General features: G+C 54.8%; 12 protein-coding genes. 6 read left to right on the plus strand and 6 right to left on the minus strand.

Annotation, left to right across the window (positions count from 1 at the left end; all coding sequences use genetic code 11):
* Window positions 1-222: 222 nt before the first annotated feature.
* From qseE to glnB, 4 genes are read left to right on the plus strand one after another with little or no spacing between them, the layout of a single operon-like run.
* Complete coding sequence (qseE, locus tag OGX91_RS18755) at window positions 223-1,653, plus strand: two component system sensor histidine kinase QseE/GlrK (protein WP_149692258.1); 1,431 nt, start codon at window positions 223-225, stop codon at window positions 1,651-1,653.
* A 22-nt stretch (window positions 1,654-1,675) separates the two neighbouring features.
* A complete protein-coding gene (gene qseG, locus OGX91_RS18760) occupies window positions 1,676-2,419 on the plus strand; it encodes a two-component system QseEF-associated lipoprotein QseG (protein WP_040233432.1) in 744 nt (247 codons plus the stop codon).
* Complete coding sequence (gene glrR, locus OGX91_RS18765) at window positions 2,419-3,753, plus strand: two-component system response regulator GlrR (RefSeq protein ID WP_304502307.1); 1,335 nt, start codon at window positions 2,419-2,421, stop codon at window positions 3,751-3,753. Before qseG ends, glrR begins: the two co-directional genes overlap by 1 nt.
* Before the next feature lie 60 nt (window positions 3,754-3,813).
* The gene (gene glnB / locus OGX91_RS18770) at window positions 3,814-4,152 is read left to right on the plus strand and encodes a nitrogen regulatory protein P-II (protein WP_002914032.1); all 339 of its coding nucleotides are present in this window, start codon (window positions 3,814-3,816) and stop codon (window positions 4,150-4,152) included.
* Between the two features lie 101 nt (window positions 4,153-4,253).
* Here the strand turns inward: glnB and hmpA are convergent, their stop codons facing one another.
* Entirely contained in the window at window positions 4,254-5,444 is a 1,191-nt protein-coding gene (gene hmpA / locus OGX91_RS18775; protein ID WP_016150774.1) for an NO-inducible flavohemoprotein, read from the minus strand.
* A 325-nt stretch (window positions 5,445-5,769) separates the two neighbouring features.
* Between hmpA and glyA the strand changes: the two genes are divergently transcribed.
* Window positions 5,770-7,023 (plus strand): serine hydroxymethyltransferase, encoded by a 1,254-nt coding sequence (gene glyA / locus OGX91_RS18780; RefSeq protein ID WP_003037627.1) that lies wholly within the window; start codon window positions 5,770-5,772, stop codon window positions 7,021-7,023.
* A 72-nt stretch (window positions 7,024-7,095) separates the two neighbouring features.
* On the opposite strand, the gene hcaD is transcribed toward glyA, so the two are convergent.
* Genes hcaD through hcaE form a run of 5 tightly spaced genes read right to left on the minus strand, consistent with a single transcriptional unit; the run spans window position 7,096 to window position 11,313 of the window.
* On the minus strand, window positions 7,096-8,298 hold the full coding sequence (hcaD, locus tag OGX91_RS18785) for a phenylpropionate dioxygenase ferredoxin reductase subunit (RefSeq protein WP_149692221.1): 1,203 nt from the start codon (window positions 8,296-8,298) through the stop codon (window positions 7,096-7,098).
* Window positions 8,299-8,307: 9 nt separating this feature from the next.
* Entirely contained in the window at window positions 8,308-9,120 is an 813-nt protein-coding gene (hcaB, locus tag OGX91_RS18790) for a 3-phenylpropionate-dihydrodiol/cinnamic acid-dihydrodiol dehydrogenase (RefSeq protein ID WP_149692222.1), read from the minus strand.
* On the minus strand, window positions 9,117-9,437 hold the full coding sequence (gene hcaC / locus OGX91_RS18795; RefSeq protein WP_199946807.1) for a 3-phenylpropionate/cinnamic acid dioxygenase ferredoxin subunit: 321 nt from the start codon (window positions 9,435-9,437) through the stop codon (window positions 9,117-9,119). The genes hcaB and hcaC overlap by 4 nt, the downstream gene beginning before the upstream one ends.
* The gene (gene hcaF, locus OGX91_RS18800) at window positions 9,437-9,955 is read right to left on the minus strand and encodes a 3-phenylpropionate/cinnamic acid dioxygenase subunit beta (protein WP_286627166.1); all 519 of its coding nucleotides are present in this window, start codon (window positions 9,953-9,955) and stop codon (window positions 9,437-9,439) included. The genes hcaC and hcaF overlap by 1 nt, the downstream gene beginning before the upstream one ends.
* On the minus strand, window positions 9,952-11,313 hold the full coding sequence (hcaE, locus tag OGX91_RS18805) for a 3-phenylpropionate/cinnamic acid dioxygenase subunit alpha (RefSeq protein WP_286627168.1): 1,362 nt from the start codon (window positions 11,311-11,313) through the stop codon (window positions 9,952-9,954). Before hcaE ends, hcaF begins: the two co-directional genes overlap by 4 nt.
* Window positions 11,314-11,448: 135 nt before the next feature.
* On the opposite strand from hcaE, the gene hcaR reads away from it, so the two are divergent.
* On the plus strand, window positions 11,449-12,342 hold the full coding sequence (gene hcaR, locus OGX91_RS18810) for a DNA-binding transcriptional regulator HcaR (protein ID WP_005130297.1): 894 nt from the start codon (window positions 11,449-11,451) through the stop codon (window positions 12,340-12,342).

Below are 12,342 nucleotides of genomic sequence, written 5' to 3' on the forward strand. Positions count from 1 at the left end.
TGTCAGCCCCTTCGGGACGTGCTACATAAACTTCGAATGACGCACAACAAGGTGCCTGCCGTCCAACATCTGATATTAGCGAAGCTCATATCAACCTTCGGGCGAAACGTCGAGTTAGGCACCGCCTTATTCCATAACAAAGCCGGGTTAATCCCGGCTTTGTTGTATCTGACGTTCCCCTCAGTTAGCATCAATCTATTTCCGTCCATTGAGAGTAACGCCTTGAAGCGCTGGTCTGTTTTCCCCCGATCTTTACGTCAATTGGTGACGCTGGCATTTTTGCTGATCCTGCTGCCGTTGTTAGTTTTGGCCTGGCAGGCGTGGCAAAGTCTGAATGCCCTGAGCGCGCAGGCAGCGCTGACTAACCGAACTACGTTGATTGACGCCCGACGCAGTGAAGCGATGACCAATGCTGCCCTCGAGATGGAGCGTAGCTACCGACAGTATTGTGTGCTGGATGATCCGACGCTGGCAAAGGTTTACCAGAGCCAGCGTAAACGTTATAGCGACATGCTGGATGCACATGCGGGCGTGTTGCCGGACAACAAGCTCTACCAGGCGTTGCGGCAGGATCTCAACGATCTCGCTCAATTGCAGTGTCGTAACAGCGGCCCTGACAGCGTGGCGGCAGCCCGCCTGGAAGCCTTCGCTAATGCGAATACCGACATGGTGCAGGCCACACGTACCGTGGTTTTCTCGCGTGGTCAGCAGTTACAACAAGAAATTGCCGAACGTGGTCAGTTCTTTGGCTGGCAGGCGCTGCTGCTGTTTCTCGTTAGCCTGGCGATGGTGCTGCTGTTTACCCGCATGATTATCGGCCCGGTGAAGGGCATCGAGCGGATGATCAACCGTCTGGGAGAAGGGCGCTCACTGGGCGATAGCGTATTATTTACCGGGCCCCGTGAGCTGCGATCCGTGGGGCAGCGCATTATCTGGCTGAGCGAACGTCTTTCCTGGCTTGAGTCGCAGCGGCATCAGTTTTTACGCCATCTTTCTCATGAGCTGAAAACACCGCTGGCGAGTATGCGCGAAGGTACCGAATTGCTGGCCGATCAGGTAGTGGGCCCGTTAACACCGGAGCAAAAAGAGGTGGTCGGCATCCTCGATGACAGCAGCCGCAACTTGCAAAAACTGATTGAGCAGCTTCTCGATTACAACCGCAAGCTGGCGGATGATGAGGTTGAGCTTGAAAGTGTAGAAATCGCGCCGCTGGTGGAAAGCGTGGTTTCTGCGCATAGCCTGCCCGCCCGCGCCAAAATGATCCATACTGATGTTGCGCTTGCGGTGAACGCCTGCCTGGCTGAGCCGATGCTATTAATGAGCGTGCTGGACAATCTTTATTCCAATGCGGTGCACTACGGCGCTGAATCCGGTAACATTTGGATCCGCAGCAGTTTGCATGGCTCAACGGTATATATTGATGTAATGAATACCGGCACACCGATTCCAGAAGCGGAACAGACCATGATCTTCGAGCCTTTTTTCCAGGGAAGCCATCAGCGAAAAGGGGCGGTAAAAGGAAGCGGATTGGGGCTGAGCATTGCCAGAGATTGCATCCGCCGTATGCGGGGCAAACTGTATCTGGTTGATGACCATGCGCAAAACGTTTGTTTTCGCATAGAGCTGCCGCTAGCTGCTGCGAAAAATCACTAAAATAAACCTAAGTCTGGTGAGTATGCCTTACGTTGTTGTTCGAATGCTTAAACGACATTTTTTCCGTCGCGTTATCCTCGCAAGCCTGCCGTGTCTGGCGCTGGTTGGCTGCGTTCCGAACGCGGTGAATCATATCATCGGCGATCCTTCTCAGGAGAAAATTCCGCCGCATCAACTGGCGGACTACCTTGCAACCGACTGTACGGATATCTGGTCGCTGTCTGGCCAGTCCACAGAAACCAACCCGCTGTACTGGCTGCGGGCGATGGACTGTGCCGATCGCATGATGCCGGTGCAGGCGCGCAGTGAAGCCAGTGCTCAACTCACGGATTCCTGGCAGGGCGCTTTCAAACGCGGGATCCTGCTTGATAACGCCCGTATTACCCCGCCTGAACGGCGGGAGGTAGTTACGCGTCTCGACGCGTTAAACCCACAAATTCCGACTCAGGTTCGACCGCTTTATCAGGCCTGGTTCCGTAATCAAATGTTGCAGTTACAGCTTGCCGAAGAGCGCCTGCGCTACAGTAAGCTCCAGCAGTCGTCAGACAGCGATCTCGATACGCTGCGTCAACAGCAACAGCATTTGCAGTCCCAGCTCGATCTCACGACCCGCAAGCTGGAGAATCTGACCGATATTGAGCGCCAGCTTTCCACGCGCAAACCCGCCGGGAGCTACAATCCTGATGCGCCGCACGGGAACGATAAACTCACCACGCCCGATGACGAGAATGGCGCCACGCCGCCAGCCGATGAGGTAACGCCATGATAAGCCGTAAGCCTGCGCATCTGCTGCTGGTGGATGATGACCCGGGTCTGTTGAAATTACTTGGAATGCGACTGACCAGTGAAGGCTACAGCGTCGTGACCGCGGAAAGCGGGCAGGAAGGGCTACGGGTGCTGAATCGCGAAAAAGTGGATCTGGTTATTAGCGATCTGCGCATGGATGAAATGGACGGCATGCAGCTGTTTACTGAAATCCAGAAAGTGCAGCCGGGCATGCCGGTGATTATCCTGACCGCTCACGGCTCCATCCCGGACGCCGTTGCGGCGACCCAGCAAGGGGTGTTCAGTTTTCTCACTAAGCCAGTCGACAAGGACGCGTTATATCACGCGATTGACGGGGCGCTGGAACAGTCTGCGCCTGCTACTGATGACAGTTGGCGTGAGTCTATTGTCACCCGCAGCCCGCTGATGCTACGTCTACTGGAACAGGCGCGAATGGTGGCGCAATCGGATGTTAGTGTCTTGATCAACGGCCAAAGCGGAACCGGGAAAGAAGTTTTCGCCCAGGCTATTCACAACGCCAGCCCGCGCAGCCACAAGCCCTTTATTGCCATTAACTGTGGCGCGTTGCCGGAACAACTGCTGGAGTCTGAACTGTTTGGTCATGCGCGCGGCGCTTTTACCGGCGCGGTGAGTAATCGTGAAGGGTTGTTTCAGGCCGCAGAAGGCGGCACGCTTTTTCTCGATGAGATTGGCGATATGCCTGCACCGTTACAGGTGAAACTGCTGCGCGTATTGCAGGAACGAAAAGTCAGACCGTTGGGCAGTAACCGCGATATCGACATTGATGTGCGGATCGTTTCTGCGACCCACCGCGATTTACCCAAAGCGATGGCTCGGGGCGAATTTCGCGAGGATTTGTACTATCGCCTCAACGTGGTGAGCCTGAAGATCCCTGCGCTGGCCGAGCGTACGGAAGATATTCCGCTGCTGGCGAACCATCTGCTGCGCCAGTCTGCTGAACGGCACAAACCGTTCGTACGCGCCTTTTCAACCGATGCCATGAAGCGGTTAATGACCGCCAGCTGGCCGGGCAACGTGCGTCAACTGGTCAACGTAATTGAGCAGTGCGTGGCGTTGACCTCTTCGCCAGTGATCAGCGACGCGCTGGTGGAGCAGGCGCTGGAAGGGGAAAACACCGCGCTGCCGACCTTTGTTGAGGCGCGTAACCAGTTTGAGCTTAACTATCTGCGTAAGCTGCTGCAAATCACCAAGGGCAATGTGACTCACGCGGCAAGAATGGCGGGGCGCAACCGCACCGAATTCTATAAGTTGCTTTCTCGACACGAGCTGGATGCAAACGATTTCAAAGAATAAATCTGCGGATTATGTTAGCTTTATTCGATCAAAAGACAGGCGACCTTTTCAAGGAATAGCATGAAAAAGATTGATGCGATTATTAAACCCTTCAAGCTGGACGACGTCCGCGAAGCGCTGGCAGAAGTCGGTATCACCGGGATGACGGTAACGGAAGTGAAAGGCTTTGGCCGTCAGAAAGGCCATACCGAGCTGTACCGTGGCGCGGAATATATGGTGGATTTTCTGCCGAAGGTAAAAATTGAAATTGTGGTTACCGACGACATCGTCGATACCTGCGTCGACACCATTATCCGTACTGCCCAGACCGGCAAGATCGGCGACGGTAAGATTTTTGTTTTCGACGTGGCTCGCGTTATTCGTATTCGTACCGGTGAAGAAGACGACGCGGCAATCTAAGCCGCGCCGTTATTTTGTCGGCCTGACAAGCGTAGCGCATCAGGCCGAGTGATTGCCGGATGGCGGCGTAAACGCCTTATCCGGCCTACTCGCGTAATACATTACAAGACTTTATGCGGACCGAAGCATTCGTAATGAATGTTCTCGTTTTTCACGCCCAGGCCGACCAGCTGCTTCGCGGCGAACTGCATGAAACCAACCGGACCGCACAGATAAAACTGCATCGCCGGATCGCTGATTGCGCTTTCCAGCTTGTTCAAATCCATCAGACCTACGCTATCAAACGCACCTTTCGCGCGATCGGCTTCGGTTGGCTCACGATACCAGGTGTGCGCACTAAAGCGCGGCAGCGTTTTGCCGAGTTCATTTACTTCATCAGCGAAGGCATGTACATCGCCATTTTCTGCCGCGTGGAACCAGTTAACCTGCGCCGTATGCTTCGCTTTTGCCAACGTGTCCAGCATCGCCAGCATTGGGGTTTGTCCCACGCCCGCGGAGATAAGAGATACCGGGGTGTCGGTCGCGACGTCCATAAAGAAATCGCCCGCAGGTGCGGCCAGGTGAACAATGTCGCCAACATTCGCGTGGTTGTGCAGCCAGGTGGAAACCTGACCACCGTCTTCACGCTTAACGGCAATACGATAGCCTTTGCCGTCAGGTTTACGGGTCAGTGAGTACTGACGAATTTCCTGATGCGGGAAACCTTCCGGCTTTAACCAGACGCCCAGGTATTGTCCCGGATGATATTCAGCTACTGCGCCACCATCGACAGGTTCAAACTCAAAGCTGGTGATCAGTGCACTGCGTGGGGTTTTTGCCACGATGCGGAAAGGACGGGTACCTTCCCAGCCGCCATTTTTATTGGCATTTTCGCTATAGATTTGCGCTTCACGGTTGATGAAAACGTTCGCCAGTACGCCATACGCTTTACCCCACGCATCCAGAACTTCCTGGCCTGGGCTGAACATTTCGTCCAGCGTTGCCAGCAAATGACCACCCACGATGTTGTACTGCTCTGGTTTAATCTGGAAACTGGTATGCTTTTGCGCGATTTTCTCAACCGCTGGCAACAGCGCCGCCAGGTTTTCGATATTGCTGGCATACGCGGCAATCGCGTTAAACAGCGCCTCGCGCTGATCGCCATTACGCTGGTTACTCATGTTGAAAATTTCTTTCAGCTCTGGGTTATGCGTAAACATGCGATCATAGAAATGTGCGGTCAGCTTCGGACCTGTTTCAACCAGCAGGGGAATGGTGGCTTTCACTGTAGCGATGGTTTGTGCGTCAAGCATACGGTCTTCCTTTATCTGAGACTTTAATGATGTATGTCAAATACATCTTATAAAAAATACCCCTGCATTGTAAATGGTTCTTTGTAACTTTGCGTTGTAAAGGTTACATCGTGAAAAATCTGCATCACAAACCTGAAAAGAAATCCGTTGAAATTCAGCAGACCTTTGTTCTCCAAAGCCTTGCGTGCCGTGAAGGTAATCGTTTGCGTAAAATCCTTTGTCAAGACCTGTTATCGAAGAATGATTCGGTTATACTGTTGGCCGAAGTCCTAGGGACTGCCTTTTTAGGCCGAAATTCTATTGTTAGCTGAGTCAGGAGATGCGGATGTTAAAGCGTGAAATGAACATTGCCGATTATGATGCCGAACTGTGGCAGGCTATGGAGCAGGAAAAAGTACGTCAGGAAGAGCACATCGAACTGATCGCCTCCGAAAACTACACCAGCCCGCGTGTTATGCAGGCGCAGGGTTCTCAGCTGACCAACAAATATGCTGAAGGTTATCCGGGCAAGCGCTACTACGGCGGTTGCGAGTACGTTGATATCGTTGAACAACTGGCTATCGATCGTGCAAAAGAGCTGTTTGGCGCTGACTACGCTAACGTACAGCCGCACTCTGGTTCTCAGGCTAACTTCGCTGTTTACACCGCTCTGCTGCAACCGGGCGATACCGTTCTGGGTATGAACCTGGCACAAGGCGGCCACCTGACTCACGGCTCCCCGGTTAACTTCTCCGGCAAACTGTACAACATCATCCCTTACGGTATTGATGAGTCCGGCAAAATTGACTACGAAGACATGGCGAAGCAGGCCAAAGAGCACAAACCGAAGATGATCATCGGTGGCTTCTCTGCTTACTCCGGCGTTGTTGACTGGGCAAAAATGCGTGAAATCGCTGACAGCATCGGTGCATACCTGTTCGTCGATATGGCGCACGTTGCGGGTCTGATTGCCGCTGGTGTTTATCCGAACCCGGTTCCACACGCACACGTTGTCACCACCACCACCCACAAAACGCTGGCGGGTCCACGCGGTGGCCTGATCCTGGCGAAAGGCGGTGACGAAGAGCTGTACAAAAAACTGAACTCTGCGGTGTTCCCAAGCGCGCAGGGCGGCCCGCTGATGCACGTGATCGCGGCGAAAGCCGTGGCGCTGAAAGAAGCAATGGAGCCTGAGTTCAAGGTTTACCAGCAGCAGGTTGCTAAAAACGCCAAAGCGATGGTGGAAGTGTTCCTGAACCGTGGTTACAAAGTGGTTTCTGGCGGTACTGAAAACCACCTGTTCCTGCTGGATCTGGTTGATAAAAACCTGACCGGTAAAGAAGCTGACGCTGCGCTGGGCCGTGCCAACATCACCGTCAACAAAAACAGCGTGCCGAACGATCCGAAGAGCCCGTTTGTGACTTCCGGTATCCGTATCGGTTCTCCGGCAATCACTCGCCGCGGCTTCAAAGAAGCGGAAGCGAAAGAGCTGGCTGGCTGGATGTGTGACGTGCTGGACAACATCAATGACGAAGCCGTAATCGAGCGCGTCAAAGGTAAAGTTCTGGATATCTGCGCACGCTTCCCGGTTTACGCGTAAGCCATACAAACACCTTATCCGGCCTACAGGTAACTCACATGTAGGCCGGATAAACGAAGTGCCATCCGGCAGTTATATTGACTTAAGCAAGATTGTTTCATCGACTAAAGCCGCCATTGGTGGCTTTTTCTTTGCCTGAATCCATTTTCTCAATAAACGTATTTCTCGTCCCTGATTCAACGTTACTGCGCCGACAATCACGCCATCCTGCAGGTTAAACCATATTGCTTTATGCGCATCTGAATTGCCGCGTATGAGCCAGCGTTCTCCCTGCATCTCACCGACAAACTGTAGGTTATCGCTGTACTGATCGGTCCAAAACCAACCTGGCGTGGCAGTGGGCAGCGGCAAGCCGAGCATCGCCGCGGCAGCAACCTGTGCCTGGAAGTTAGCATTTTCCCAACTTTCCACACGGACTAACGAACCGTCCGGTTGGCGAGTGAGCGCCACGTCACCGGCGGCGAAAATGTCCGGGTCGGTCGTGGTGCAGGCGGTATCAACGATAATGCCATTAGCCGTCTCCAGCCCTGCTTCGCAAGCCAGTACATCATTCGCCACGATACCGATGCCGTAAACTACGGCATCGGCCAGCAGCGTCTCGCCGTTTTGCAGCGTCAGCGAGAGAAACTCTCCCGCTTCGGCGTGTTCAATGGCGCTGTTGAGTAACACCCGCACGCCCGCCTGCTGGTGGCGGGCAAGCAGGTAATCGCGCACAGGAGCAGGGGCGTTGCGGCCCATCACCGACGACGCCATCTCGACCACGGTTACCCGGCAGGCGCGCTGGGTCGCACTGGCCGCCAGTTCCAGGCCAATGGTGCCCGCACCGACGATCACGATAGCCTTACCCGGCTGTAGCACATCGCGCAGGCGTTCGGCGTCTCCAGCATGGCGCAGAGTAAAGCAGCGATCGCCCAGTTTATCCAGCAGTGGAAGAGGACGAGCAGCCGCTCCCGTGGCAATCAGTAGCTGATCCCACGGATAAACCTGGCCGTCAGCCAGCACTAGCTGATGTGTCTGGCGACCGAGCGTCTGGATAGTCACGTTCAGATGCAGATGAACATTATTTTCCTGCCACCAGGCCGTGTTTAGCACCGGCTGTAGCTGCGGGGCGTCGTCCAGCAGCATAGCTTTGGACAATGGCGGGCGTTCGTACGGCTGATGCGGCTCATCGGAAAACAGGTGTAATTCGCCGTCAAATCCCTGCTGGCGCAGTGCGGCGGCAGCCATAGCAGCAGCCTGACCGCCGCCGACGATAGCGATAGTTTTTTTGTGCATAACGCCTCCTCAGAGATCCAGACCAGCGGCGACGTGGCGAATACCGCGAATACCCAGCCCGGCATCGGCATTGATCATCACGCCACTTAATGTGCGGTTGTTGCGTTTTGACGCCAGCATCACATACGGGCCGGTAAAATCCGCAGGCTCAGGGAAAAACTGTAGCGGCAAAATAGCGGCGATTTTTTCTGGCGTCAGCGACTGCATAATTGAGGTATCGCTTTGTCCCAACGCTTGCGGGCCGCGCAGATCGGTCGCCATACCGCACGGACCGACACCGTTAACACGTACCTTTGGCGCCAGCTCGTAGGCCAACTGGCGAATCAGCCCGGTAGCCGCATGTTTAGAGGCGGTATACAGAGGGCCGCCGCCGCCGGGATACCATGACGCATTGGACAAGGTAAAGATGATGCTGCCTTCGCTGGCGATCAGTGCCGGGGCACAGGCTTTCGCGCCCAGCAGATAGCCCAGCACGTTAACGTTGAACAACTCATGAAAGCCGCTCTCCAGCGCCTCAACAGAGGTGTTCACCAGCGTTGCGTTGTGATCCCAGATGCCCGCATTGCCAATAAAACAGTCCAGCTTGCCAAACGCGGTGAGGATCTGATCGACCGCACGCTGATAGTCGGCGTAGCAGGTGACGTTGCCCTCTACCGCCAGTACGTGTTCGCCAAAACGCTGGCGCAGGCTGGCGACTTTGGCTGGCGACAGTTCGAGCGTGGCGACCTTCGCGCCTTCTTCAATAAAGCGTTCGACCAGCGCCAGGCCGAGGCCGGAGCCGCCGCCGGTAATAAAAACCACGTTATCGCGTAAATCGCTCATCGGGTGTCCTCTGGAATATCAACAAATACATCGCTACCTTCCACGTAAACCGCGTAGGTGGTCAGCGGATCGGTGGCAGGTAAGCACAGCGCTTTACCGGTTTTCAGGCAGAAGCTGGCCGCATGCAGCGGGCATTCCACCGTGGCATCGTCTTCCAGATAACCTTCTGACATCGAGGCGTTACCGTGGCTACAGCGATCGTTAATGGCATAGAACTCGCCGCCAACGTTGAACAGCGCGATGACGGGCGAGGTATCAAGCCGGAGCGCTTCACCCTCCGGTAAATCCCCTACAGGGCAGGCAAATACACGGCTCATCAGAACAGTACACTCAGGTTATGGGAGGTGATCACCGCTTGATCCAGCACGATCTCACGCGCCAGTAAGCGCCACTCATCGCCGGGCAAACGACGGACTTTGTCCACGCGCGTGCCGACGTAAAACGTCTCGTCCCGCTCTTTTTGCGCGCGATACAGCAGATAGTTGAGGCGCACGGCGAAGACGTCGGGCACGTCGGTTTCGCTGATTTGTAAGTTGCTAATCAGATGACGGGTGCGGGAAGGCGGCTCCTCCGCCCAGGCCATGCCGGTTTCCAGCCGCGCGATGCGGCGCTCAAGCTGGTCTTTGTTGTCGTTGAAAATCCAGGTGGTCGGTGGCTGCACGCCTTTGCGACGGTCGCGCGTCTGGGCATTGACCGTGGTACGCATGGTGTAGCGAATGTCGTCATCCAGCAGCGCCAGCCAGTCGCGAAACTGCCAGTCGTCGAGCAGACGCGCTTCTTCATACAGAAACTGGCTGATGCGATGATGAAGCTCAAGAGAAACTAACGTGCTCATTTCATCACCTCCTGCTGGTAAGCGGCGGTTTTCTCGTGTACGTCCTGCCAGCTTTCGCTGCTGAGCAGATCGGCCCAGCGTTGGTACATGCCACGCGCGGCGGTTTCCGAGAAGATGTAGTTGGTGATCCCCGGAATACCGTCTTCACGGCGTTTTTCCTGACCTAAGCCCATCTCGAGACACAGGCTGGTATTGCGCGCCCGGTGGCCCTTAAGCAGTTTTTGAATCTCGCACCAGTTTTCCGAGTCGTCCTGCTCAAGGAATCCGGCTGGCCCGAAGGCGCGGGTGGCGCTGTTTTCAAACGCGGCTTTCACTTCATCAGAGGCGGCTTTATCGGTAATACAGAACGCCCACACCTCTACCTGGTCGGGTCCACGTGGATGCCAGACGCGCAGCGTCGCGGTACCGTTCAGCCAGGAAAGCGTGGGGAAAATGTTGTTGTGCCCGGCTAGTCGCAGGGCGCGAACCTTGCCCAGACGTTGTTCGGCTTCCGCATAGGTGTCGCGGTAGTAGCTGGAGACTTCACCGTCGACCCAGACGTTAGCATCTGGTTTTTCAGTAAAGAAGAAACCGCTGCCGTGGCCGTCCTGGCCGAACTGTAGCGCGTCTTTGGCGGTTTCCCACACCGGGCGGGCGGTCTGGCCGTCGCCGAGGCGCTTATCGCTCCCGTCGTCTTTCGCCCCCAGCACCTGCACGGCGGAGGCATGGCTGAACAGCGCGTGATACTGGTCGCTGGCAAACTGTTCGGCGGGGAATTTCCAGTTGCAGTCGATGGTCCATTTCTGGACGCCGCCGACGATTTCGGTGCCGCCTTCACGGCGGTCGAGCACGCCGTCGAGATACCAGGCGATGTCGCCGAGATAATCGAGAAGCGTTGGCGCGGAGGTATCCCAGTTACCGAAAATCAGTCCCTTGTAGCTCTCTACGCCAGGCACTTCGTTCAGCCCCCAGTGGGATTTGCATAAACCTTGCGGATAAGCGCGCGGCTCCAGCGGGACGTCGATCAGCTCGCCGTTAATACCGTAAGACCAGCCGTGATACGGGCAGGTGAAGGCGCGGGTATTGCCGCAGTCGGCGTAGCTGACGCGCATCGCGCGGTGGCGGCACTGGTTGAGAAACGCTTTGATGCTGCCGTCTTTCTGGCGGACGACTACCACGGCATCTTCGCCCATGTAAGTGTTAAAAAAATCACCGGGTTTGGGGATTTGGCTTTCGTGGGCGAGAAACAGCCAGCAGCGCCCGAAGATGCGTTCCAGCTCCAGTTGGTAAATTTCAGGGTCGGTATAAATTCGTGGGGTAACGCGACCGTTTTGCGTGTCGATCAGTTGGTAGATGTCTAAATTTGAGGGTGTGGTCATATTTTTTAATCCTGAAAGCTAAGATGTATTGACCTTCATTTTTTGTGCCATAAGGATGTTGCTGGTTAGTTATCAATCTGTGAAATAGTAAATTTCTACCAGTTGAGACATTTTTTCGATAACAAGGAGCAGGGCATGGAACTGAGGCACTTACGCTATTTTGTGGCGGTGGCGCAGGCGCTGAATTTCACCCGAGCGGCAGAAAAATTGCATACCTCCCAGCCGTCGTTAAGCAGTCAGATCCGCGATCTGGAAACCTGCGTAGGCGTTTCGTTACTGGTGCGGGATAAGCGAAAAGTTGCGCTGACGGCGGCGGGAGAATGCTTTTTACAGGATGCGCTGGCGATCCTCGAACAGGCGGAAAACGCCAAAGTTCGCGCCCGTAAAACGGTGCAGGAAGATAACCATTTTGCGATTGGTTTTGTCCCTTCCGCAGAGGTGAATTTGCTACCGAAGGTGCTGCCTTTGTTTCGTTTAAAGCAGCCGGATACGCACATTGAACTGGTGAGTTTGATAACCACCGAGCAGGAGGAGAGGATCCTGCGCGGTGAGCTGGACGTTGGCTTAATGCGCCACCCGGTGTACAGCCCGGATCTCGATTATCTGGAGCTGATTCATGAGCCGTTGGTAGTGGTGTTACCGGTGAATCATCCGTTAGCTAATGAGCAGGCAATCTCCGCAGAACAACTACACGGCGTGAATTTTGTCAGCACCGATCCGGCCTATTCCGGCGCGTTAGCGATGATTGTCAAAAACTGGTTTAAGCAGCAAAAAAGCCAGCCTAACATTGTGCAAGTGGCAACCAACATTCTGGTGACCATGAACCTGGTCGGCATGGGGTTGGGGGTGACTTTGATACCCGGTTATATGAATAATTTTAATACCGGACAGGTGGTTTTTCGGCCAATTATTGGTGATGTCCCAACCATCGCGTTGCTGATGGCGTGGAAAAAAGGGTTGCTCAAACCGGCACTGACCGATTTTATCGTCACGGTACAAGAACGTTTGGCCGTGAGTCTGACAGTGTAA

The organism is Citrobacter sp. Cpa228 (genome assembly GCF_030333085.1).
Classification (GTDB): Bacteria; Pseudomonadota; Gammaproteobacteria; order Enterobacterales; family Enterobacteriaceae; genus Citrobacter; species Citrobacter pasteurii.